General features: G+C 55.2%; 18 protein-coding genes. 1 reads left to right on the plus strand and 17 read right to left on the minus strand.

Translation table 11 applies throughout. From position 1 onward, the window contains the following. Positions 1-4: 4 nt before the first annotated feature. Positions 5-2,551: a hypothetical protein gene (locus tag OEJ37_RS22195; RefSeq protein WP_263345656.1), complete on the minus strand. Its 2,547-nt coding sequence runs from the start codon at positions 2,549-2,551 to the stop codon at positions 5-7. A 382-nt stretch (positions 2,552-2,933) separates the two neighbouring features. Between OEJ37_RS22195 and OEJ37_RS22200 the strand changes: the two genes are divergently transcribed. Continuing rightward, positions 2,934-4,058 (plus strand): HEPN-associated N-terminal domain-containing protein, encoded by a 1,125-nt coding sequence (locus OEJ37_RS22200; protein WP_263345658.1) that lies wholly within the window; start codon positions 2,934-2,936, stop codon positions 4,056-4,058. Between the two features lie 104 nt (positions 4,059-4,162). Here OEJ37_RS22200 and OEJ37_RS22205 read toward each other — a convergent pair whose 3' ends face one another. The 16 genes from OEJ37_RS22205 to OEJ37_RS22275 form a co-directional block, all read right to left on the minus strand. Next, the gene (locus tag OEJ37_RS22205) at positions 4,163-4,876 is read right to left on the minus strand and encodes a hypothetical protein (protein WP_192719835.1); all 714 of its coding nucleotides are present in this window, start codon (positions 4,874-4,876) and stop codon (positions 4,163-4,165) included. Positions 4,877-5,383: 507 nt separating this feature from the next. Then, a complete protein-coding gene (locus OEJ37_RS22210) occupies positions 5,384-5,587 on the minus strand; it encodes a hypothetical protein (protein ID WP_263345660.1) in 204 nt (67 codons plus the stop codon). Between the two features lie 38 nt (positions 5,588-5,625). Beyond that, positions 5,626-5,811 (minus strand): transposase, encoded by a 186-nt coding sequence (locus OEJ37_RS22215; protein WP_317891540.1) that lies wholly within the window; start codon positions 5,809-5,811, stop codon positions 5,626-5,628. A gap of 4 nt (positions 5,812-5,815) precedes the next feature. Beyond that, positions 5,816-6,394, minus strand: a complete 579-nt coding sequence (locus OEJ37_RS22220) for a nucleotidyltransferase family protein (RefSeq protein ID WP_263345661.1) — start codon at positions 6,392-6,394, stop codon at positions 5,816-5,818. A 438-nt stretch (positions 6,395-6,832) separates the two neighbouring features. Then, positions 6,833-8,095: a YiiX/YebB-like N1pC/P60 family cysteine hydrolase gene (locus OEJ37_RS22225; RefSeq protein WP_263345663.1), complete on the minus strand. Its 1,263-nt coding sequence runs from the start codon at positions 8,093-8,095 to the stop codon at positions 6,833-6,835. Position 8,096: 1 nt separating this feature from the next. Beyond that, complete coding sequence (locus OEJ37_RS22230) at positions 8,097-8,588, minus strand: GNAT family N-acetyltransferase (protein ID WP_263345664.1); 492 nt, start codon at positions 8,586-8,588, stop codon at positions 8,097-8,099. A gap of 394 nt (positions 8,589-8,982) precedes the next feature. Further along, entirely contained in the window at positions 8,983-12,117 is a 3,135-nt protein-coding gene (locus tag OEJ37_RS22235) for a DEAD/DEAH box helicase (protein WP_175033653.1), read from the minus strand. Positions 12,118-12,130: 13 nt separating this feature from the next. After that, on the minus strand, positions 12,131-12,958 hold the full coding sequence (locus OEJ37_RS22240) for a hypothetical protein (RefSeq protein WP_143330888.1): 828 nt from the start codon (positions 12,956-12,958) through the stop codon (positions 12,131-12,133). A gap of 535 nt (positions 12,959-13,493) precedes the next feature. Then, positions 13,494-15,773, minus strand: a complete 2,280-nt coding sequence (locus tag OEJ37_RS22245) for a hypothetical protein (RefSeq protein WP_263345665.1) — start codon at positions 15,771-15,773, stop codon at positions 13,494-13,496. 82 nt (positions 15,774-15,855) lie between these two features. Beyond that, complete coding sequence (locus OEJ37_RS22250) at positions 15,856-17,706, minus strand: ATP-dependent nuclease (protein WP_263345666.1); 1,851 nt, start codon at positions 17,704-17,706, stop codon at positions 15,856-15,858. A gap of 463 nt (positions 17,707-18,169) precedes the next feature. After that, positions 18,170-18,940: a TniQ family protein gene (locus tag OEJ37_RS35155; protein WP_411859281.1), complete on the minus strand. Its 771-nt coding sequence runs from the start codon at positions 18,938-18,940 to the stop codon at positions 18,170-18,172. Positions 18,941-18,965: 25 nt separating this feature from the next. After that, positions 18,966-19,169, minus strand: coding sequence for an MbcA/ParS/Xre antitoxin family protein (locus tag OEJ37_RS22255; protein ID WP_263345667.1), 204 nt, complete (start codon positions 19,167-19,169; stop codon positions 18,966-18,968). A gap of 170 nt (positions 19,170-19,339) precedes the next feature. Beyond that, positions 19,340-20,308, minus strand: a complete 969-nt coding sequence (locus OEJ37_RS22260; protein WP_263345668.1) for a TniQ family protein — start codon at positions 20,306-20,308, stop codon at positions 19,340-19,342. After that, positions 20,305-21,234: a TniB family NTP-binding protein gene (locus tag OEJ37_RS22265; RefSeq protein ID WP_226200255.1), complete on the minus strand. Its 930-nt coding sequence runs from the start codon at positions 21,232-21,234 to the stop codon at positions 20,305-20,307. Before OEJ37_RS22265 ends, OEJ37_RS22260 begins: the two co-directional genes overlap by 4 nt. Next, complete coding sequence (locus OEJ37_RS22270; protein WP_123850228.1) at positions 21,224-23,173, minus strand: Mu transposase C-terminal domain-containing protein; 1,950 nt, start codon at positions 23,171-23,173, stop codon at positions 21,224-21,226. Before OEJ37_RS22270 ends, OEJ37_RS22265 begins: the two co-directional genes overlap by 11 nt. Beyond that, positions 23,154-23,789: a hypothetical protein gene (locus tag OEJ37_RS22275; RefSeq protein ID WP_226200259.1), complete on the minus strand. Its 636-nt coding sequence runs from the start codon at positions 23,787-23,789 to the stop codon at positions 23,154-23,156. The genes OEJ37_RS22270 and OEJ37_RS22275 overlap by 20 nt, the downstream gene beginning before the upstream one ends. Between the last annotated feature and the right edge of the window lie 87 nt (positions 23,790-23,876).

Genomic DNA, 23,876 nt, shown 5'->3' on the forward strand with positions numbered 1-23,876 from the left:
GGCCTCATTCTTCGCCTCTGTTGCGCTTCACGCCCTCAAACGTCTGCCGCCATTGGCTAGCGCATTCGAGAGCATCTGCATGGTTTCCTGTCGCAAGGTGTCGCTCGAACTCGATCCCAAGCATCGATAACTGCGCGTATTGTTTACGTATCAGCATCCGCGTTGAATCAGGCAATATGTCATGGGAGTGGCCTGCAATCTTCGCGGCAATATCCCAAGCACCGACTACGCTAAAAACCTCGATACAGGCCGCGGCCAATACCCAATCGTCGGAGCGCTGCTCGCACAAGGTTACTAGGGCCGCCTGCATGCCGAGCAAATGGTCTTTGGGCAGTTCACGCAGTAACGAAACCAATTGATCGTCATAGGTGTCGTAACGCTCCTCCGACCGCAAGAGCTTGAGAAGGAGATCAGGAAAGCCCTTTATCGGTACTAGTCGCGTCAACATCCACGAGTGACCGCGTCGTAGCACGATCGCTACGTCGACCTTCATCAAGGTTGCAACAAAGACGGGTCCCCATACCCCAGCGAAGCGTGGCTTCTCATGCAAGCGGCCGACTAGGAGCTCGATACAAGTCACAAGAAACGAATCATGTTCGCGGTCACCCTGAGCATACGCCATGAAAATCGCCATGACCTGCTCGGTAATTCGATCTTCGTATTCCTCTGGAAAGGAAATGCGCTCAAGTGCCTCAGCGGCAGACTGATGAACACCGATGATCGGGTCGGACAACAGCAACAAAAATGCATCGTGCACAAGGGACGGAAGGTCGGTCATGCTCAAGTGACGTAGCTCCCGCAATGTCTGCGCGGCTGCCATTCTCACCAACGCAGACTCCCCGACCATTGCGCCATACAGGAACGGGAGCACAGCATTCGTCGATGCCGCTGTATGCATCAACGGCGGCAAGGCCCGTATGAGTGCGCTACGGAACTGCTCCGGCCACTGTACGTCACTAGCGATAAAGCCGATGAATTTCGCCGCGACAACTGTACTTTCGGCCGCCGCGCTACTCGCCCATTCCAGAATGGCCGAACGCAGACAAGCCAATTGCTGTCGTCTGTTGCGGCGGTCCATCTGCGCGAGGAAAGCGCTCGCTTCGCCAGAAGACACCTGCACCGGAGAATTGGTGACGTCCGCGAGCGCCTGATCCAACAACGCAGCCGTCCCCAGCAGGAGTTCCATTTGATCGCATGCGACCTGAGTTAGCTGCTCCGGAAAGTGTCGCAAGGCTTCGTGAGTCTCCTGCAACACATCGGAATTCTGCGTCGTTGTAACCCACGTCAAGAGGCGGCGTAGCGCTATCCCGTAAGGCCTGAGATCGGGAATCACATCGACAGATTCAAAGCGATTGCCCGGCAATCTCAACAACGTGGAGTAAACGCCGGCGATCCGCTCTTCTCCGGCAGAAGAAGCTCCTTGATAGTAGTTTACGAGCAATGCGTCGACCTGTTGATCGTCTGCCAGCATGGCATAGACAAGCGCGCGCTCCAGCGCGTGCACGACTTCGCGCATTTCCGAGTCTGAGTCGATATCGATCAAAGAATCGACTCGAGCGAGTTTTGCAGCAAGGCTGCGAACCAAACTTAATGGATAGGCATTGCAACCATATGCGAGCGGAATCGCTCTCGCCGCGACCTGAACCATAAAACCCGAGTGACTAGCAACCAGACCATCTAGCGCCTTTTCCACAGCTGCGGGAAATCTAGACGCTAAAGCTTGCAGCGCCTCGGGGCGTTTCTCGGGTTCGGAAAAATCGAAGTCGTGACGTGGCGGCGCAGCCAGCAAGCACAAGCTCTTAACGGCCGCTTCCACTTGGGAAGCATCAACCAAATCAAGGTGTGCCAGCAAGACTTGTGCAGCAATCGCGATATTGCGCTCCCTCGAAAGACATTGCATCGCGCAAGCAACGAGCCGCTTGTGGTCCTGGGATACTATCTGGAGACAGCTCAGTGCCGTTTCGATCGCCCACGACTCGTTCGATTCAATCAGATGGAAGAGGTAGTCGACGACGTCGTCGGCAAACACCTCGGGCGCGAGACGAGCCGTCGCAATGATCTTCTCGGACGCTGACTCCGTACGAGTTTGATCCAGTGCCTGCAGATCTTCAATCAAGGAAACAACGGGTACTGCCGCATTAGTCTGAAGTGCAACGCGCACTTTCTGGCGGGCATCGAATTCATTGCGCAGCTTTCTTTCTTGCCGCTCTTGATCGGCCGCCATGGCAGCCACCATCTGATCTCGGCGGCCCACGAGTTCCACAAGATTGGGGAAACGCAATGGTTGCCTAACGGTGCAACTTACGCAGTTTCGATCGTAGAACGCAAGCGCCGCCTCCTCGAGATACCACGTTGCGATTCCGCCAGCAGGGGCGTGGTCACAGGCCATTGAGTGATGGCCGATCGGAAAGCCGGTAGCGGCTTCAATCATCCCCGTGCCGCCGTTTTTTTCGATCCTCGCGTGACCGCACCAGTTCTGGATAAGAACCTTAACTTCCTGGTTGCGCTGGCCGACTTCCACCGTCCGCTGGTAATCCCGTTCGCTAACCATGAGCTTAGAACCTCTGTCGTTTCAGAGAAGACAAATGCCGAAATTCATTTTAATCTGTCGACGCACCGAAAACATGTAGTCTCTGCTCCGGGGGCAGTTTCCGCCAGTCGCGACCGGCAGGTGCCAGCCGCAAGCGGCTACTTGGGTACATGTCGCGAATGGCCACTCCCGGAGACGGCTCCTCCTTTGAGCCGTCCCCGTACAGACAGCCTATCAGCGTCAATCAGTTGCCTCTGTAATTGGGCGATTGTGCAAGTCTCTACCCCCACGACGTCCTCGATTGCCTAGGTCAGCTAGGTACTCGTGGCATCGTGAGATACGATGACGGCGTACTGCCCCTGCAAAACTTCCGATCAGTCATTCCGCATTTATCAATCTACCCATGAGCCTGGATCGCGTTTGCTCCTCTTGCTTCTCTGATCATGACTTGCGTGCTTGGGTTCGGAACCAAGATGGTCCCCGTGGCTGCTGCGTCTGCAACAAATTTGACTCCCCAACAGGGGAGTTCCACAAAATTGTGAATCGCATCGAGGAATGCCTTAGGCGTTACTATGGCAGAGCAGTCGATCAACTTGGATATTGTTCAGCGGAAGGGGGATATTTAGGGGAGCACTGGGATTCGTGGGACATGCTCGCCAAGGTCGGGTTGGATTTTCCTCGAGACTATAGCGGCAGGCTGAACTCGGCTATTGCGGGCGCCATGACTGATGAACCTTGGTGCGACTTCGATGTCGGCGCACTTGACCTTGACCATGCGTTGTGGAGCAGTTGGGAATCGTTTTGCTCGACAGTAAAGCACGAACGGAGGTTCTTTTTTCACGCCAGTGGTAGGGACGACCAAGACTCGCTCACCCCTGCATCACTATTGAATAGCATCGCTCATGCGAGTGAAGCCCTCGGTTTGATAACGGAGATTCCTCCCGGATTGGGATTTTGGCGTGCTCGGCCAGATCTTCAGAAGGGGCAGCGCGTCGGGGCATCAAATTTTGGGCCACCTCCAGCCCACCTCGCTCGTCAAAGCAATCGCATGAATCCTGCCGGTATCCCGATGCTATATCTCGCATCGTCGCAGGTGACCGCTCTAAAAGAAACTCGCACGGAACAAGCAAAGGTAGGACGCTGGCGCACGGCGCGCTCGATACGGATTCTAGATCTTCGCTGCCTACCACCCGTGCCTGGTGTGTTTTCCGATTCCGCACGCGCACCAGCCCTGACGCTCAAATTCCTACATAACTTTGCCGACGACATCATGAAGCCGGTCGCGCGGGACGAGCAGGTTCATATTGACTACCTGCCATCACAGGTTGTTACTGAGTTCATGCGTGATCATTCGTTTAAAGCCGGAGCGCTGGACGGAATTGCATACAGGAGTACCGTCCATCGCGGTGGTTGGAACCTTGCACTTTTCCTCGGACCGATCGATCTAGGGCTTGCGAAACGCGAATGGGGCCCCACACGTCCACTTGCATTTACGTTCGACAAGTCGATGTGGGCCACGTCCGTGTAGAGCCGCGTGCCACGGCAGCGTCGGATACCTTGCTGCTCCTTTGCGAAGGACGCCATGCTACAGGAGCTCATGCATCTCTCTTCAGACAAAATTATTTCAATGAATCAAGCCCCAGAGCCCCGTGTCACTACCGTGACCTGAGGATCGCCAAGCTGCGTCAACGTGTCGTCAAGCACCCGAAGGTACCGCACAGTCGATTTTTCGTAGTCCTCTAGGAGCTGAGATTCAAAGTTCTCTTGTCTGCTATGCTCTTGAATGGAACTCATGATGCCATCGTCGGTCTTGTGCGTAATTCCGTCATCGATAACATCTTGCGTGACAGCTGCCATGCGTGTCGTGCACTCGGTGACATACGCCAGTTTGGCAATGTCGAGATCACCTTTTCCACCAGAAGGCATACATGGATTAGGAGATGAAAGGTTGCTCACCGGATGAAGATCAATCTCATCGACGTGAATCAGGTCGTCAGCCATATGCTTCCCGAAATATCGGACCAGCTTGAAGTGTTCAACGATCAGTTGTTCACGCCAGCGCCGGTGGAATGCCATATAGTCTGCCCAAGACGACGCCGAAAACTCCTTCCAGCCCTTGTTGTGTGAGGCAATGGTCATTTTGGCTAGTTCATTGTAGCCATCGTTCAACAATCGACTTGTCTCCTGCGCGGTAGCCTGTGCACCATCGATAAAACGCACGCGCTCAGCATGCGCTTCCTGACGACTCAGTTGCCAACCTATCCCCCCCAACGTCAGCGTAGAGGTGATAAGTGCTGCCGCAACCGGGCCTGCAAAATTCTGCCAATACGAAGCATCGTTACTCATTTCAAATGGTCCTAGACGAGGTGGAAGATATACCCCTTGAAGTTTGCCACGCAAGTTAATACGATTATTTTGCCCTGATACTCGGGGTTCCACCACAACGAGAGGTGACCATGGCAACGGGAAAGAAAGCCGCATCGGACGCGGGCAAGATCTTGCGTGATCCGAAGTCGACAAAGAAGGAAAAGGAGGTCGCAGCATCTGACCTAGCACAGCGCAAGGGTCCCGCATCGAACAAGTCCAAACCAAAGAAATAAGCCGCCCCGGCGCGCCGTGTTGATTAAGGTCCATACGCACGCGGCGCTGCTTTTCTCTCTCGCAGATTCCCCACCTACACGGCAATCGTAGGTGGCATCCTCCGATCTCCGCTAGCTACCAACCAGCTCTTCAGGATTCGCAATTCGATTCATACGCGCCATGAGATTCGCATATCGGAGAAGCTTGTTCGATAGTTAGCAACCTACAGCGCGACCAACTCGTACAGCATAAAGGTAGTCGCCGTCAGACACTTCACCTGTTGGCGAAGCAGCCATCCCGCTGCAACAGCACGTGAATCCGGCGATAGCCGTATCGGCGCTTCTGCGCGGTGATGGCCATCATCCGGCCAGTCAGCGCTTCGTCGTCAACTCGGCGGCGTGATTCGTAGTAGAACAGCGAGCGCGAAATCCCTACCAGCCCGCAGGCCCGGGTAACACCCATGGCGCGTTCGGTCATCAATATCCGGACCGCTTCGCGCTTGGCCTGCGGGCTTGCTACTTTCGAGCCAGCAGGTCCTTCAACGCGGCGTTGTCGAGCATAGATTCAGCCAACAGGCGCTTGAGCTTGCTGTTCTCCTGCTCCAGTTCCTTCAGGCGCTGTGCTTCGGAGACCGTCATCCCGCCGAACTTCGCTTTCCAGTTGTAGTAGGTCGCTTCCGAGATGTTGGGCGCAACATACAGGCTCTTAGCACGGAACGATGGTCACGCGAGGCCAGCGATTGCGATACTGCTTCTCTTCTAACCGCTGCCGATACGTCGCGACACTGACTCGCTCGGGATTCCGACGAACCACCATGGCAAATAAATCATCCAGCCCATACGGTGCAAGAACCCTGATCGTGTCGTCAGGAAGCAGAGTCAACCCGACTGCGGTTGCATACTCCGGCCACGACGCGACGGCGGCCTCTAGCGACTTCAATGGTGGCACGGCGTAACCAAAAGCCGCCTCGAACCAGGTGTGAACGGCGGCTTGATTGGTGACCTCCCATGGCAATTGGGGGTGCATCCTGCTTAGATGAGACTGAAACGTTGCGTCGCGCTCTGCAGAAAGATCGGCACCATCGAAGTACGCGACATCGACGTCAGGCAATGCTGATGATGATTCCAACCCATGCAAAGAGTCCCAGACGAGGTTCCGGACGGCACCAGCACCGATGCACCAGGAAGGTAGATTCAGGGACCGGACTGCAACCAGTACGGGCCAAAACCATGAAGACTCTCGCGCAAGGGAAACGAGGTGTGCTTCGAAATCAGTTGATGGCATGAGCGAAGAGTCCGCTGGGTAGAGGCGAGGATCTGCCGCTGAGCAAACTCGCCGCTCATGGCAAGTCGATCTTAACCGAGTGTGACGCAGATGGAGGAGATAGGCGTCCTTTACCGACCGCTTACTTCCATTTTATCCCAGTCTCGCTTAAAGTTTTTAGTCGCAACTTGAAGGCACTTCTCGTAGTTATATATTTCCATACACGCATCTCCGCTTGCTGCAGGGGTTTTCGATTGGATCAAGACAGAGTAGTCAAATTTCTCATGGCCGCAATGCGATGATGACTTAAAGCAGGCGATTTCATTGCCCGTCTGTCGACTACAACCAGCCCTCAGTCCGACTCAAAGCCGTGTGACGTCCCAACCATAATCACACGACGCTGAAGCGGAATACAGCATCAGTCAGCCAGACTGCCGTTGATGACGATGGACTGCGCGGTTAGAAAGGCTTCATTGGTTCGTCGATCGAACGGATGTGAAAACAGTCGTCGCAGAGTCGAAGCGTTCCCGGCCCAGCCGCCGGAATACTCACGAAGACATAATCGCAGGCTGGATCATCCGCACAGACACTGCATACATCCATACTTCCCGTTGCTCTAATGGCCGCTTCCGTCATTGCGGCCTGCTTGGGATTCCATTCGCGCAACGAAGCAAACCACTCAGGTGTGTGCGGACGGAGCAACCTGGGAGGTGCGGGCTCGCGCAGTCCCTTACGCTCGAGCCACTGAGTTGCCGCTCTAATGCGCCGAGCATGAAACTGCGTCAGGATATCGTACAGCTCTACCTTCAGCGCAAAGTATTGGCGAGGGTGCAACGTGTTCACAGTCACGTAGCCCGCGTGGTTCAGGACAAAACGGTTTTGACACAACTCCTCGTCTGCCAGCAGCTCTTCGCAGTACCTCTGCTTGCGTTCCGCTGAGCCAGTGTGCCTCTCCATCAAGGCGACGTGGTACTGCCAGGCATTCCTTTCAAACTCATCGCGCCACAGTTCCAGGTACCTAGAAGATCGCAGGGCTTGCACTAGGAAAGCGTCGCACTCCGGATGCTCTATCAGGTAGGCATCAATGTCGTTGAGTGACTCAATCTCAGAGGATAACTTGCGGGCCTCCCGAAGCAAGGCGTTGGTTGAATCGCGCATGGCCTGCACGTTGTCAATATCGTCAAGCCAGTCAGCCTCTTCTTCCGCGCTGAGATTTCTGAGCACATTAGACACTTCAACAAGCGTAGAGCTCTTTAGGAACTCCCCGGGATGACAAAAATCAGCATCCGACACGAGGTCCACGCCGGCATTGCGATAGGCCTGCGCGACCAACCGCGAACAGTACTGTCTCCGGCCAGCGGCGAAACCTGCTAACACGCTCTTGGCGGCGCCGGTCATGGAGTATCGGGTACCAACCGCTGCTCTGGCGAAAGAAATGACGGAGTGCAATTGGTCAGTCGTCAGCGGCTTCACCGGTCGAAGTACATGACCAGCGCAGCCTGGATCAAGAATAAGTCGCTCAAGATTGCGTGCGTGAACACCGTCGCCAGTGGAGTCGATCACACTCGACTTACCCACACAAATCATGGCATGAGAGATGTCCGCACCGGTGACCCTACGGATCGTTTGGCTCATTGGCTCGAGCGTGGTCGTCAGGACAATATCGCCGGGCTGGATGAGGCCGACGACGAATGCCCTAGGTCTCAATTTCAATTCGCTCATTTCACAACTCGGATTGAGCATCGATCCGACGCAGGTACTGAATGATGGGGTCTCCGCTGTAGCTATCCGCCCCTTTCTTAATCGGCTCAGACAACACCTTCTCAGCCAGCCGTTGCGAGGCAACATTGTCCTCACCAACGATGGCCTCAATCCAGAAGGCCGTCATTCCTGCTCGGCTGAAGCCGTTCCACATCTCCTTGATGGCGGCAACAACAGCCCCACGGGCCTTCCCCTGCCCCCGATAAGCCTCGGCGACCGCCCAACCCACGCTGAAACAAGGCTCGCCCTCGACCGGGTCACATGGAATGAACTGCACGAGAGCCACAACGGAACGCCCAGCCATTTGGGCATAGCTCAGCCTAGTTTCGCCGTTGGGCCGATCCATGTGGACCAGCAAGCTTCGGTCAAGGTCGCCGCACTGCACTGTTATCGCATTTGCAGCAAGGGCTTGTTGAAATGACTTGAGTGCTCCTGCCACATCCGGCAAAGGCATAATGCTCACCTATTAGGGGTTACGATGTCGACCAAAAAGTTTTCAAGTAAATCAATTCCCAGCCGCTTCGCTCAATGTGGATCATTATGCCTCAGACCAGTCAGCGTCTTTGAGATCGATGCCTCTCTGTTCAAGTCGACCGACAATACATCGGCCGCAAAGGAGGCAAAGTCGCCGCCTGCGGAATATCGCGGACGCCCGAAGAGGAACTGACCGATTCCCGACAGGCCACTGAGCCAAATGGTCAGGCGGAGTTTTTCGCCATTAAATTCAAATAAGCAATATTCGATTTTCCCACCCCGACAGGGAATAGGACATAACGGCCAGATTCATAACAAATACATTTAAAGCGCATACAGCAAAAGACTGCGCACAAATAATTAACCTACGCTCGTCAAACACCTTCTAACATAGACCATACTTGGTGATAGTCTGCGCCACGCTGCTTCCCAAGGGCACTCGCCCACGTTTCACGACTGCCTTTTAATTCTTCGCGCAATCGATAAACGCTTCCGCCCTGTCCAAGTGACGACCTAGCAGCAAGGCCCAACGCAGCATTGCGTGGCACCCCGGCACTACGCAAAGCGATCGCGGAGTCGCGATTGACACCATACAAGGCCATAGATGGAACATTAGCCGCCTCGCGGCGCTGTTCGTCACTCATTGACTCAAGGCTCGTACCGAACTTCATCGATATCAATGAAGCAAGCCCCCATGATGCGGACGTAGATATCTTCTTCACGTTTCTCATACATTCCGTAATTTTCTCTACGTCTGTTTCACCCTCGAAGTACTCCTTCGCAATGTCAGGAATGGGGCGGCCGTTCACCCAATCTGCAACCATGAACGCTAACTTGCTACCATCCGAGCCCTTGCCAAATTCCAGATTCTCGCGAATTTCCGGAATCTTGAGCAAAATTCCCATGACTTCCTTCAAAGTCCTATTTTTTCCATTAAACAGTAGACTTCCGCTCAAGAGTGATTCAGGCGCATGAACTTGTGCCAAGTCACTCAACGCACGACGAACACTTTCTATAGAAAATCCTGTCGAATCGACTAACTTGACCGCCCCCATGTCCGAGGCAAAGCCTTGTGCGTATTGCTGCGTTTGAATCAGCAGGTGTCGCGCCAGCACCGTATTGTTCTCACGGAGAGCTTTGTAGCCCAATGTCCCGCGCAAGATAAGCTCCAACTCATCTGCAAATTTCACGGGGCCGACACGCCGGAACGTGTGAGTAATGAACTGAGCGAAGGCTGACCATTCCGGTTGCCACACGAAATCCCTTAGCCCTTTTAGGGCGCGCTCGTCATACAGCTTTTGTGCCATTGCAAGTAGCCTCGACGCGAGATTCTCGAGAGCTTCACTTACAAATTTCTCATGCTTGGTTTGCTGCTCTTGCGTGCTGCTAGCGAGTGCGACAACACCGACTGCTTCCTGGTCAACACGCCCCACGCGTCCAGCAATATTCCAGAACTCGGAGTAATCCATCTTCGACTTATACGGTTGGGAAATCGTCGCCAACACCAAGTTCGAAATCGGGAAATTCACCCCTTGCGCAAGTGTGGTGGTTGAGCAAAGAGTGTGAAGCTGTCGTTCGGAAAAAAGCAACTCGATGAATTGGGCAACCTCCTCAGGCAATCCTGAATGGTGGACCGCAACACCGACGTTTATATAGTCGGCCAATGGAAAGTCCTTTCCCAACTCATATTCAACAAAGCGTGCAGCAAGAGCCCGCCTTGTATTTGACTGTTCGCCAAGATTGTCAAAATACATCGCCAGCGTTTTCGCAGCATCCCATGTCGCGTCAACGCGACCGCACAACAAAACTGTAGGGCCACGCGTACTCAAAACCTGAGTAGTAGCAACAGCAAGCTTATTTACCGCAGTCTTGGATACGGATTCCGTAAGTCCAAGCAATGGGCTCACGCCGGGAAGCGTCACCACTTCATCGACGAAAAGTGTCCGCCTCGGCGTATGCAGCGTGCGAAATTGAATATCCTCTAGCAGTTTCCCACGCTTCGCCTTATCGCGAGGGGGCAGGGCGAGACCGACGACTCTATCATTCGGCACCCAATCCGCCGCAATGGAGTAATCCTGATAATTTACCTGGTCGAGCCACGTCGCGACTTCCTTCGCGTTCTTAATAAACGGCGTCAGAAGTAGAAAGCGCGCGTCTCGATGCTCTCGATTCAGCATCGCCAACAGCAATTCAAGTTTGATGGCACGGTCGTCTGAGCCACCTACATTGTGCGCTTCATCGACAACGACCAATGCAAGCACGCCGAGCTTGTCGCGTATGTCATCGCGACGCATCAGTAAATCAAATTTCTCGGGTGTGCAAACAAGCACATTGACCGGTGGTTCGGAATTCTCAGCAGACTCAGCGTCCAAAATAGCTGCTTCGACAGAATCGAATTCCAATGCCGGAGATAGGCGTTCAACGCGTAAACCTAACTCTCCGAAATCGTGACGTAGCTTCGCCGAGATTTGATTGACTAGAGCACGCGTTGGTGCAATGTAAGCAACAAAACCTTTAGAGCTGCCCAGGTCATTTATCGCTTGCAGTATTGAGAATTCTGCAATAAGCGTCTTTCCACTAGATGTCGGTAAATTTACGACTATCGAGCGGCGGGCTGTTGAAATGAGCCCTTCCTCAGCCAAGGCAGCCCGCTGAGGCGGAAGCAGTTCGAAGATTGGATTGTGTGGTCGATTTACAAGGTAATTAGCAAATCGCTGCGTTAGAGAATTTGCACCTCGAACCGCGGTGCGAACCGAGTTAGCTATCAACTGCTTCGCGGCAGCATGCAACAGAATCCCAACGTCGAGCAAATCTAACGAGCGAGCGCGCTCAAACGCCTCGATTGCACGCTCGAACTGCATGTCGGTTTGCGCGCCAATATCTGATGCACCCTCACTGCGTCCAGTTATCGTGTAGGACGCCATCCGGTCAGCCGCACTGGCGAGATTGTAGAGCCCCACAAGCTCAAGGGCGGCAGATTTCTGTTCCCGCGTGCCCCGTCCTTGGAGCCATCGACTCTCGTATGTCTTTTGCTGCGCCCTCAGACTCGCAATTATTGAGACCGTGGCATCAATGTCGTCGCGGCCGTCCTTGCGCAACAAGCCAACCCAGGCAAACGCAACAGACTGACGCACATATGGCAGCCAATGCTCTCGAGGTGCAGAAATGGATGCCATCTCGGTCCGCAGAAATCTGCGGGCTTCAGCCGGGCGGTCAGCAATGATGGCGAGCGTAGCTGTCCGCAACAGCCAAGTCAGATGGTCTTCTGGTGGCTCATCGTCGGGACGCTCATCTTTAAGCAGGAGATACGATTTTGCTGCTCGGTTGCGAAGCTCGGGGGCAAGCTGATTCGGCCCCATGGCATCAAGAACTGCAAGCTCTGCAATGACTGAGGCGAGTTCGTCCCTAACCTCATCGCGAAGCGATAGGCCAAACGTCTCATAGATACGCCGCTTTTGCGCCTCGGCATGTGCACGTTCGACGCTTCGCAGGGTTTCAGAAGTAGCCACGATGCTGTACCTATCAAAGCGGTGTGCAATGTAGCGACCAATTTTTGGCTGGAACGCAGATATACAGAGCGAGAAGCGAAACGCAATCTACGTTCGGCAACTTGCCCGACAACGCCCCGGCGTGATGAGCAACATCTTTCGCCTGCGGGGTAGTGTCTCGAACGAGGACACCGACGAGTTCTGCCCCCGTCGGAAATTCGTTCGCAAGACGCTTGAAAGCTTCCCGCCAGACGGGCATAAGCGACGTCTCGCGAACCCGGCTGTATGTGTACGACAAAAGGCGCCTGAGCACTCGCCAGTCGGTGGCAAGCGTATAAAGTTGGTATTCTAACCCTTTGTTCCCGTACATGACCGCCGGGGGAACTTTCAAGTCCGATGACGTCTTCACCTCGGCAAACAGGAACCGGTAGCCACCGTCATCCGACGGTATAAAACCCACTATGTCAGCGCCCGGAAGGCTCGCGCGGACTGACCGCATGTCTCGCCTACGGTTTGTCGGCCAGATGGCTTGCAACTGTGACTGCAAGGCGAGTTCCGCCATTGCTTCGCCGATGTCATTCTCCGAGAGTTGCTCATCTGGAGCCATGAGCGCCGCGTGTAGCGCTGTATCGTCGAACCCCTCGACTCGCATGAAATCGTTCAGGGCGGCAACTTCCTCCGCGTCATACGCGCGGTTGCGAACTGGGCCCTTCAACCAATCGATGCAATCGGCTTCGTCAGCGACACAAAGCCCCAAGTACGCAACACCCGCCTCGGCGGACTTATAGTTCTGCTTCGTGGAAGAAGGCAGCATACAATTCGATTTTTTGCCAAGAACACACGTCTTGGTCGTTTTCTTCAAACCGTCTGGTCTACGACGGCCCCTCGGCGCTACTCTTATCGTCTCTCACACACTGCACCAACACTCATCATCCGCCTGGAGAGCTCCAACTTCCCCATATCATCTACTGCTTTAGCTAATTTAATCAAGCTTGTGTGTGGAGAAGGGAGGTGAGGCCCTAGCAGGCTGGTCGGATACCGATGATAGTGGATAAGAGGGGAGCCTTTATGTCACTGCGGCATGGCTGATTTAGTAGGGATGGCCATCAGCACACCACATTGGCCGACAATTGGAACGAGTGGGGCCGAGGCCGTGCTGCCATCCAGGCGAGATTCACGTCCGATTGTCGCAAACAGTCTCTAAATTCTGCAGCTGTCAAAGATGACAGCCACCTCCCACTGGCAGTATCAGCGATATTCCCATTGGGCCCGAATCGCTGTTGATGTCGGCAAGCCACCCGGAAGACTATCTATACGACCAACGCGATCGAGTCCGGTACTCGTACCTGCGACTTGATCTAACTCAGAGTGATAGTTCAGATCCCGACTCGTTCATGTTAATCATCGACGTCGGAAAAGATAGACCGTCCTGCCGTAACGTCTCTTACTTTCGCAGGTGCAACTTTCTCCCAAAAGCTAGCTGAACTGTCCTCCGACTCCGTTGATTTGACCGATCTCTTAGCGTCTGCCAACTCATCTTGTAACTCTTGGATTCTGCTCTGCAAGTCGTCAGGAATCAGATCTTCGATGTCGCGAAGGAAACTAGAGACTGGATCAAAATGATCGTCGAGATCGCTGTCTGGATCTGCGCTATCAGCGAGGCTCGATATACGGTCGCCAATATCCTCGTCCAGCAACCCGAGTAGTTTCCCGGTAAGGCGCATCAGTTCTAGAGGAGGAATAAGCCGGAGCAAGTCGTCGTCCTGGAGGAAAGACAGGTCGAGATTGCGAAGTGCTGCTTCTTGGAGCTCGTCGCTCGTTGCCAAACGCACACTGTCCTCCAGAACTCCAAGTCGATGAGCAAGCCCGTGGAGTCGAATACGATTGTTCCACCCGACCTTATGCCAGGAACGTTCGTCGCCGTGCCTTCTTAGAATGGAGGGGTCGAGTTCGAGGACCTTGTTGGCCACAGACTCCGGACATCGCCCCACCAAAAATAGAAACAATTTCTCATTAAGTCCCGCCGCATCCGGCGCATCGACTAAGCGTCCGATTAGATTGTCGAAGCTCGTAGCAGGCACTACTACAGCGTCGCGCACGCTTGGTGCTCCTTCGCAGACGGCTTCGCTGAGCAGGTTTTCAAGGCGTGTGCCGCGAACGTATAGGCCCACCAAATCTGACCTAACACTCAGGATGCTGCTTATCGCGTCTGCGAACGTAGGATGAACGAATCCCCAACACATTTGCCCGCTTTCCAAGCGTTTTAGCAAGAAAACGCCTTGAAGCTGACCAAGTGCTTCGATGACGGACGCAACCGGCACTCCAAATTTGTCTGCGGCTACCTTACACTCCGAATCGCCGGCCGAGTGATCAGGGAGCATGGAGCGAGCAAGAAAAACGGACGTCATCGCCGCTTGCTGCGCGGCTGTGAGTTCGAGAATCGTTTCCTTTAGGAATTCCTGAGGCTCATGCACAAAACGAAATAGATCGTCGGGCAGCGACTTCACTCCGGTTGTGTAGCTCGAATCCCCTAATCTTCGCGCGATTTCTGGAAGCAAGTAGGGCTGTTCGGCTAAGCTTTGCAGGTGAGGCTTCACCGCCTGCTTCCAGGTCTTCGTCTGGATTCCGGCCTTTATGTGGTTGTACAAGATCTGCTGCCGCTCCTCAGGACTGAGCCAACCTACGTCCACGACCGCCCGACCATCCGCAAAAAGGGGGTGATTTCTGGTGCCGAGCTTGTGCTTTGCCGCATTCCAAATGTGTGTACGGGACGTGAGGATAAAGTGATTGCCCAATTCAATCGCTGCCTTCATTTTCGGCATAAATTCGATCCAAGCGTCGACATAGTCATATCTCAGCTGATTCGGACCGAAGGCATCGTCTATCCAGAACAAGCGATTTCGCTCATGCGGATTCCAACGCGATCGTAGCTCAAGAGGGCCTTCACACTTGAAAGTTTGGTGATGTTCGCTGTCTATCGCGGTGGTTGCCAGAATTGCCGCCAGCATTGACTTGCCCGCGGCGGGAGAACCCAATAGCAAAACGAACTTGTGTTCGCCGAGCGCTCGGACGGCAGTCCTGTGCGCCCCGGTGGGCACATAAACTTTCAAGCTTGGTAATAAGTGTCCGAGAAGGACTTCCGTTTGCGCTGCACATCTTTCATCGACAATAGTTGATAGATCACCCAAGCCGTAGACGCGTGGCACTAACGCCCGTAGTCGCGAGCTGCTTTTAATTTGAAGCGTGAGCCACTCGCGCCCGAGAACGTGAGGCTCAAGAACCCCGGCTTCAGTCAGCGCGTCTCGAATCTCCGACGCTACGGGAGCATCTATGCCAAGGTTGGTAATGAAGTAGTAGACAGATGCTTTGCCGGCGGAAACAAGGTTTCTGACAGTATCCAATTCGTCGGATATATCGGATGATCTCAGCCTGCCGTCTGCCCGACTGCTGAATTTGCATTGGACAGTTGCTTCAGTGGATTGGTCACGCCCGTCCCTTGCCGGAAGCATGAAGACAGCATCCTGCCCACCATCCTGCGCTTCGCGATAAACTGAAACGGTACGGTTGAACGCTACCTCACATACTTGGGCGCAAAGATCTTGAAAGGCCTTCCAGCCCAGCGTGTTTAACGCGAGAAACACATTCGGTGCCTGAGGAATCGATTTAAAGTCTTCCATACACATTTGTTCCCTTCAACTTCACCCGCCCAACACATCACTCGTTAGCTTGCCTGCAAACTTGATTTGGGGAGTTCAGCGATCAGGGAGGCGGCAGCGGTTCGACAGTTTGACCAAAGTAGGCCATGCAAACGGCTTCCCGAAACGCGGCTGGTAGCTGGCCTTGGGCGTGGAGATCTTCCACGGTTCTGACAGCTAGAAAAGGCTTGTTTTTGCGAGGCGCTTGATATCCCAAGAGGCCCTCCAGATCTGGCGCAACCAAATGCCGTTGATTGGCACCAGCGACTAAAAGGGCGAGAATATTCTGATTGTTTGCCTGCTCGGCCGGATTGTCAGGATCTTCGTCGTGCAGTACGCGATAGGGGATGTTGAATGCATTCAGCACGCGCTGAAACGCTGTGATGTTCGATTTGCCGTTGCAATCCACAAGCGACACTTCGCGCCGAAGCCGTAGATGTCGTTCGAACAGTCCCATTAGCTCGGCGCCTCGCTCGAAGGCTGCAATAGTGCTAAATTCCTCCATAAGCACGACCCGTTTGGCGAAGAAAAGCTCGTTCACGGTAGGATCGAAGCGTGCCACAGTATTCAGTCGCTGCCTGTCGGCTTGAAGAGGTTGCCCGGGAAAGAGATCTTGGGTCACCTGATGCGCAGCCGCGTCACCATGTGGCGTCTTGAACATCCTAACGATGGCTCGATACTTGGTGGCGATATCAAGGAACACTGGTGAATGAGTGCAGCACGCCACTTGGGTAGAAGCTTGCTCAGTCAAACGATACAGAACGTCACGCATCAACCGTTCCATTTGTGGATGAAGATATAGCTCCGGCTCTTCGATCAGCAGGATGTTGGCTCTTACCGGTGCAAGGGCCGCGCCGGGTACAACCTGTGCCTGTGCATCGGCCAGTGATTGCAGCAAGGTGATGATCAATGTTCTCTGAAGGCCGTGTCCTTGGTGTCCAACGTCAGTATCGATGCCTGCTTCCACGTCGCGGATGACCAGAGACGTTGATGGCAACACCATCGATCGAATCTCCGGCGCTTCCGTACGAATCAGCGCCTGACCTCCTACTACTTCGTTAAGGCTCCGGTTGATCCGGTCCTGTAGGTCCCGAACCTCCTGGGCTTGGCGTTGAGGATTGGCCTCGTCAGGGCGGAACAAGGCCAACACCTCGTCCAACGCCTCTTGCAACCGAACCATTTCCGGGCGCTGTGCCAAGCTTCGCTCGACAATGAGGTTCACCAGCTTGCCGTAGGTCGATGCATCCTTCGCGTTGGTTTCGTCGCTAGCTTCTTGCACCGCCCGTACCAGTATGGGGCGTGGCAGGATGGAGTTGGCGTTGCTTTTCCAATTTCCGCCGCCACCGGGGTTAGGCACCCAATTGGGCGCGTCGAAAGCCACGAGGTCAGGCCGCTGCTGTCGCACCGCCTCGCGCAGCGTCTCTCTCGCTGTGTTCGTTGGGCGAACTCCGCGATTTGGCAGCGCCGCAATGAGTGGTTGATATTCCTCTGGAAATGCATTCCAGGTCGCGTCAGCCTCTGGCCAGCCTTCAAATCGCTCCGCGCCAGAGAAGGAATACAGCGCCTCTTTCCACCCGCCCGATTCGCCGTCCTCGCCGGCCTCGAACCAGTAGCGCTTCTTCAGGACCCAGCGGTCGCCGTTCATGCGACCACGAACTGCTACCTGAGTTGTCTCTTCGTCGCTGAGACCGTCGAAATGTCCAATGAGCTCGATCGCGTTCGCCACATCGGTCAGGTGTCGCCGGAACAGCGAAGGGTCCTTAATGGCGCTACCGCTCAGGAACGTAGCAATGGCGGACAGGATGGTTGACTTGCCGGTGTTGTTCTCACCGATTAGTACCAACATGTCCTCCCACTCCAAGCTGGCATACTCGACGCACTTAAAATTTCTGACCTCGAAGCGACACAGACGCATGCGATCTCTCCCCGATATCAAACTGTCTTAAACACTGGCTCCTCAGTACATCAGCTTCATTTGAATCGTTCGATGACGTCGTAGTGTGACTAGTCATCGTCAATCTTACGTCAACAACCAGATAGCCGCGACTGACTACTTGCCGAACCCTGCGATCGACCGATATGGTCGGCCGCTTATCACAATAGGATCAGCCTTAGTTTCGATACCGCACCGGGGCGTCATCAATAGCCAACGGCATCACGTACTGCCTGATCGGCTATTTCGCGACTTATTATGGGCTGAATCTCCCGAATGCTCGTCCTCCCTGCAACGTCCTGGCCTTGCGCAACCGGAACGAAGTGAAGCAGTTGTCACTGCCATCAGATCACGAGTGGCAGCTTCACTTGCTTGGCACGAAACAGTGGCTGCATCGACTGGAAATTATCGACATGCGCACCCAATGCGGTCGCTCCTTGCGGAGTCAGATAAAACCCAACGAATACCGTATCTGACGCAATGGAACGCGTCGCAGGTCGACCCCGCCACCGCCCGGCCTCATTTCAACGGCGTGTTGGCGGCCTATTCGCTCCTCTACTGCGGCCAGACCTTCGGATAATCCGGATCCTGTAGCCGCCGACATACGCCAGCACTGGTACAGACAGCGTGCACTCTCAATCTCCTCGGGGACGTACGCCACAGGAGAAATGTGCGAGAAAACCAAACCACATCGACACCGCACCATGCTCGGCCGAGTCACCATGATCGGCTTCTCGCACTGTGGACAAACGTCAAGCAGTTGAACAGCATGCACGGGACATGCCGTCATCCACGTAAGACGATGTGACGCAAGCATGATGCCGCCGTCTAGAAGGCACAGCGGACAAATCCGCTCGCGCTCTCGAACAAGCAAATGCCTCGCTTCAATCATGTGACGCCCCACCGCGTAACTGAAGGCGGTCCCTCGTGCTCGTCCACCAACTTCGACCGGACACATCAATCTCATCGTCGATTGCCCGATCCGGCAAACACGAGACAATTCCGCAATCTCGGCGGAAACCAGTGGACCGAACGCAACGCAACCGGCGTCACGCAGCAACGCACCAACGCTTCTCAGGCCGTTGGCATCCACCAGGCGCATGAGCACCGACGACAACGACTCGTCGGGATAAGGTTCGACGCGCAGCGCAAGAGGTAGTCGTAATATCGCACTCGCCGGCCTGACGGAACACGATACCCAACTTTGATTTTCCATATCGAACTCCAGTTCGACGCAGCGCTTATCGATAGCGGTAGGCACCTGTCTGCATGCTCAGCAGCGTCCGGGCCACCAGTTCCTCTCCGTCGACGGTATCGAGATATGTGGCCGGCTTCTTCCATCCGAGTGACGGAACCTCTTCGTGTAACCACGTACACAACCACTTTTTCGCATCAAATCCTTCCGGCTCGCCTGACTCGTCAACCATTTTCTGCACAAGATTCACGAGCCTGTTCCAAACCGATTCAGGCACGTGCTCGACCATGCATTCGGATCGCCATGTGCCGCAACGACACGTTTTTATGATATTCACCTCACCCAGATTCGAAGTCCCACGTCGGAACCCGTGGCGATCCGATTCAAATCGGATCGCCACGGCTTATTGAGAACACCGCGTCACACGGCCTGCACCACTTGGCCGCCTATTGCGTCGACCAATGCACGATGGAGGAACGCGAACGGTGGCTCCGGCAACTCCGCGAACAAACGCATAGAGATGTGCTCAACGCTTCGGGCCGAGCTCAGGAGCGACCCCGACCGAGGTCGGTATTGCCGTTCCGCGTTGACCAGATCCTCGAATCCCCGCGGCCAGTCCGACATGATCCGTCCGATTTTCTGCATGCGAGTCGCAAGTTCGTGAATGGCCTTCGAGCGCAGCCCCTTATCTGTAGATCCGCTTGTTGCACCACTGACGCGATACAGGAACGAAAGCACACGCAACAGTTCCCCAAGGTCAAGCGCGGCGAAATCGGATGGGACGCCTGGCGGACAGTCCGGCACATCATGCTCAAAGCTCATGCGCCAGCGCCGATCGATGAGCCGAGTGATCATCAGGTCGTCCGGCTTCGCGGGTTGACATGCAATTGACCCGAGATCCATCCCGCACTGACAACGCGCCAGGGCCGGCCGCATGGACGACACATCGCGTCGACAGCTCGGACAGCGGTCGAGCAGCTGGACGCCGTGGACAGCGCAGCACGTAGCGAATACGTAAGCATTCACGCCCAGCACATGTCGGTGCTCGGCGATACACACCGGACATATGCGCTCGTTGGCGCCGACAAGGATTGCATCGGGTTCAACCCAGTGACCGTACAAGCTGATCTTCGCGTGCTTCGTCCCGCTACGGTCGATCGCGCCCACGGTCAACGGTGTCATCGCCCGGACCAATTTCGGGGAGAGCCGGCAAACGCGGGCAAGCGCATCGACCTCCGAGGCAAAGCGCGGCCGAGCAGCAGCCACGCCGGCGCGGCGCAGGACCATCCCTGGTCCACTCAACCCGTTGACCTCGGCAACACGATGCAGCAACGACGAGAGCGACTCTCCGCGATGCGGAGCAACGCCAAGAAGAAGAGGGGTCGTCATTGCACGTCCTCCGCAAACGGTTCACCTGGTTGGTCAAGCGGAACGCCATTAAACTTCGAATCGAAGGGATCGCGAGAAGGCGGTGCATCCTTCCAGATATGAACGCGAAACGCCGCGGCAAAATCGTTCAGCGTGACACTTTTCCCACCGCGTCTCTCGGCAACCTGGTAAGCACCGTTCAACAGCTTGCACATGTAGTCCACCAGTCCTGCAGTTGCGTAGTACAACTTCATCACGACACGCTTGTCGACAATATCCGTCATCGGCAATGGCATATCTTTGGCGAGCGCCTGCATCACGCCAATGAACGTTTTGGCGCCTTCGTTGGTGTTCACATTGAACGGGCGCATCTCCGTCACGCGAGAAAATCGGCGCCGCAATTGCCCATTGACTCGCAGCACACCCAACAGCGACGGCAGCCCCGCGAGCACAACAGCAGCTGGGAGCCGGTCCAGCAGCACCTTCAACCAGTTCGCAACCTGTCTCAGCGAACGGCGATCGCCCTCGACGAAGTGCTGAAACTCGTCGAGCATGATGATCTCCACGCCACAGCCGTGTACCAGTTTGACAATCTGCTCTGTCAGGCGCGCACTCGATTGCCCAGCTTGCGCGATTTCACCCAAGGCAATCAACATAGCTTCAGCCAGCGATCTGACAGTCGGTACTGCAGGCACGATGACATAGAGGACCGGCACGTGCCGGCGCAACACCTCCTCTCGCACCGGGAATTGGGCACGATAGCATTCGAGCACGGTCGATTTTCCGGCTCCGGACGCCCCGATCGTCGCCAGACACCCTGCTTCACCGGATTCCCGCAGCCATTGATGGATCTCCTCGATACTCTTGAGCGCAGTAACGAAATCGGGATGTTCGACAATGCTTTTACGGACATTAAATCGCTTCATGATCAGCTCCTTACCGTTCATTGCGCTTCGTAACAGAAAATTCAGGAACACTATCGAATCTAACGACCATGGAGTCCACTTGATCGGACTGGGCGGAATCGTCCACGGCGTTCCCGCCAGCGGCTCCCAACAAAAGATCCTTGCTCGACTTCCCCTTGATCTGCGCAACCCATTTGCGCTTCTTGAGTTTCTGATCAAGCTCTGCCTTGGCAATGTCGTCTGCGAGACGGATACGCGCTTTTCGAAGCGAGACAGAGTTGATATCGATGCTGCTGTCTCGCATGGTGCCGGTGACTTCGTTGTGCATCCATCTGGTCAAATCCTTCGTGTAATCTGGGTCGGTGCAATCAACGCGAAGGTATTCCTTCTGCCTTGGGTCGTAGACGTAGACAAAGCTGGTCTGCTCGTTGAAATACCGAACCTTGACTTTTTCGTCGTCCGAGATGCTGTGACGAAGCAGTTGCAACGCACTGGAGTTGTACGACAGGTGATCAAACGTCACGCCACTGTTCGTGATCGGACGCATAATGGTGTCCGAGAACGCGACGGAAAGCTGATCGGGATCGGCTGGCATGTAGATAGGGGTCAGCCGTGCACTTTCCTGCCATGCCTGAAACGGTGTCTTGCCCTTCAAGCCACGATGTGGCGCGTGCTGGTAACACTCCACAATCCAGCGCACGACAAACACCGTTAGCTGTTCGAGGGTCACACACGCAAGCTTCTCGGACGGGTACTCTCCACGATCCTTGGTATTCGACCAAGTCGTCCCCGGAATCAAATGGAAGAGTTGTTCCGCTATCGTGCGCATGAACCGCTCCACACGGCCTTTGAACCATGGTGCACGGCTCGGGCAGTACACGAGTGAAATCCCCAGCTCGTCGCAGCCAGCTCGTGTGGCGCCGCCGTGGAATTCCCACGCGTTGTCACCGAAGATCATCTCGGCTACACCTCGCGCCAACCATTCAAGATGCCCCAGGCCTAATCGGTTCAGTAGATCGCGCTTGCTGAGCATGGCCATTTGCATTGCCCATCCGACCTCCTCCTGGCCAGGTGAGCGCGCCCCGATATGAAACCCCATCACCATGCGTGTGTGCGCGTCAATGATGAGCGTCAGTACGGGACGGACGATGACCATACGGGTGCGCTCGCAAACGCACAGCAAGTTCACCGGTGTGTGGTCAATCTCCCACCGCTCGTTGAGTCGTTTTGTCTTGAGCCGACGGAACACCGGTCGATACTGCTTCAGTGCTTCGGTGCGGCCCTCCCGGGCCGCGGTGACGAGATAGCTGTTCAGTTTCCCGACATGACGATAAAGCGTCGCTCTACTAATTGTGGGTAACGGATTTTCCAGGTCACGTTCGTTATGGGCGTCAATGGCATCCTCTACTTGATCGTACAATCTCGTCACGTTGAGTTTCTGGCCATTGAGATAGTGCGTTTCGATGACATCTTCCACCAGCGTGAGCAGTGGACCATCGAGGATTTCGCGTCGCCCCTTGTTTTCATGGCGCGGCACCACGTCCATGGCATCACGTGACGGTTGGTAGCGTTTTCTCCACCGACAGAAGGATCGATAGGTTGGCGGTATCGTTGCACCAACCTCACACGCCACCCGGTTGATGACGGTCTCGACTTCGCGCACGCGCGAGCACTTCGCCTCCTCGACGGCTCTTAGGTAGACGAGTCGCGCACGCATCACGACAAGATCTTCTTCTTTGAAGGTGGTGACATCACGTCGAGCAACAACAATCGGTGATGCAGCCGTCTCACGTAGCGATTCGATACTGACGGACCATGTCCCATTACCGTGGCGTGCCCATATTTCAGTTTCGTGCAGGCGTATTGGCGAGCTGTAGTCGGAGCTGAGCTCGATTCGACCATCGGGCAGCGCAGTCTGAACGCGCCAGACATACTCGCCCTCACGGAACTCGACGCCACGCTTAAGCAAAAATTTTTGCATGACGCACCTCCGAAGGAGCGACGTAAATGGCTGCGTCGGAGGTCAGCGGCACATCGAGATCGATACCCGCGGCGCCATTGGCGATCCAGGTCAACGCAACGTCGCGCGAACGGGCCAGATGCACGAGGTTTCGGAAAGTTTTCGGATACTTCTTTTCAACGAGCCACTGTGCTTCCCGGATCCGTTCGGACGAAATTCGCCCCAGCCACGGCCGCAAGAGCCGCAGAGTCTCGTGACGGGTGCCGGAGATGTAGGTACGTTCATCCCAAATGAAGAGGGCGTGTCCATGCTCCGCAAGGACGGCTCTCGCACGCGCCATGCGGGCCTGCACTGAAGGCTTCTGCAGATCCTTTGCAGGCTTGGCTTCGACGAAGACAGTCGAACTGTCGCGCCGCACAATCTCATAATCCGGCGTGTACCGAAAAAGCTGGCCGGCCTCACGGAGAACAAATGTTCTATCTTGAGCGCTACGAAAGCGCAGTACCTCAGGGCTGAACTCGAGCAAGAGGGTCGTCGCCTCTTCCGCCAGGGAATACCAAGGCATCGAGCAAGCGTTTTTGACAGAGGGCGTGAAACCTCGAAAATTTCCGCCACTGCGGGTATCGTACGAAGGCATGATGATGTCTCCTGCGCCCTTTCGGGCGCGTGGATGTGGGGGGCGCCAGTCCGAATGGACGAGCGCTGGCCGCGCGGATGTCATTTC

It is taken from the genome of Burkholderia sp. BKH01 (assembly GCF_025685725.1).
GTDB classification, from domain to species: domain Bacteria; phylum Pseudomonadota; class Gammaproteobacteria; order Burkholderiales; family Burkholderiaceae; genus Burkholderia; species Burkholderia pyrrocinia_C.

Bases quoted from the DNA above. Each gene is read 5' to 3' on its own strand.
- OEJ37_RS22195 (WP_263345656.1), bottom strand. From the start codon at position 2,551: ATGGTTAGCGAACGGGATTACCAGCGGACGGTGGAAGTCGGCCAGCGC.
- OEJ37_RS22200 (WP_263345658.1), top strand. From the start codon at position 2,934: ATGAGCCTGGATCGCGTTTGCTCCTCTTGCTTCTCTGATCATGACTTG.
- OEJ37_RS22205 (WP_192719835.1), bottom strand. From the start codon at position 4,876: ATGAGTAACGATGCTTCGTATTGGCAGAATTTTGCAGGCCCGGTTGCG.
- OEJ37_RS22210 (WP_263345660.1), bottom strand. From the start codon at position 5,587: ATGACCGAACGCGCCATGGGTGTTACCCGGGCCTGCGGGCTGGTAGGG.
- OEJ37_RS22220 (WP_263345661.1), bottom strand. From the start codon at position 6,394: ATGCCATCAACTGATTTCGAAGCACACCTCGTTTCCCTTGCGCGAGAG.
- OEJ37_RS22225 (WP_263345663.1), bottom strand. From the start codon at position 8,095: ATGAGCGAATTGAAATTGAGACCTAGGGCATTCGTCGTCGGCCTCATC.
- OEJ37_RS22230 (WP_263345664.1), bottom strand. From the start codon at position 8,588: ATGCCTTTGCCGGATGTGGCAGGAGCACTCAAGTCATTTCAACAAGCC.
- OEJ37_RS22245 (WP_263345665.1), bottom strand. From the start codon at position 15,773: ATGGAAGACTTTAAATCGATTCCTCAGGCACCGAATGTGTTTCTCGCG.
- OEJ37_RS22250 (WP_263345666.1), bottom strand. From the start codon at position 17,706: ATGCGTCTGTGTCGCTTCGAGGTCAGAAATTTTAAGTGCGTCGAGTAT.
- OEJ37_RS35155 (WP_411859281.1), bottom strand. From the start codon at position 18,940: ATGGAAAATCAAAGTTGGGTATCGTGTTCCGTCAGGCCGGCGAGTGCG.
- OEJ37_RS22260 (WP_263345668.1), bottom strand. From the start codon at position 20,308: ATGACGACCCCTCTTCTTCTTGGCGTTGCTCCGCATCGCGGAGAGTCG.
- OEJ37_RS22265 (WP_226200255.1), bottom strand. From the start codon at position 21,234: ATGAACGGTAAGGAGCTGATCATGAAGCGATTTAATGTCCGTAAAAGC.
- OEJ37_RS22270 (WP_123850228.1), bottom strand. From the start codon at position 23,173: ATGCAAAAATTTTTGCTTAAGCGTGGCGTCGAGTTCCGTGAGGGCGAG.
- OEJ37_RS22275 (WP_226200259.1), bottom strand. From the start codon at position 23,789: ATGCCTTCGTACGATACCCGCAGTGGCGGAAATTTTCGAGGTTTCACG.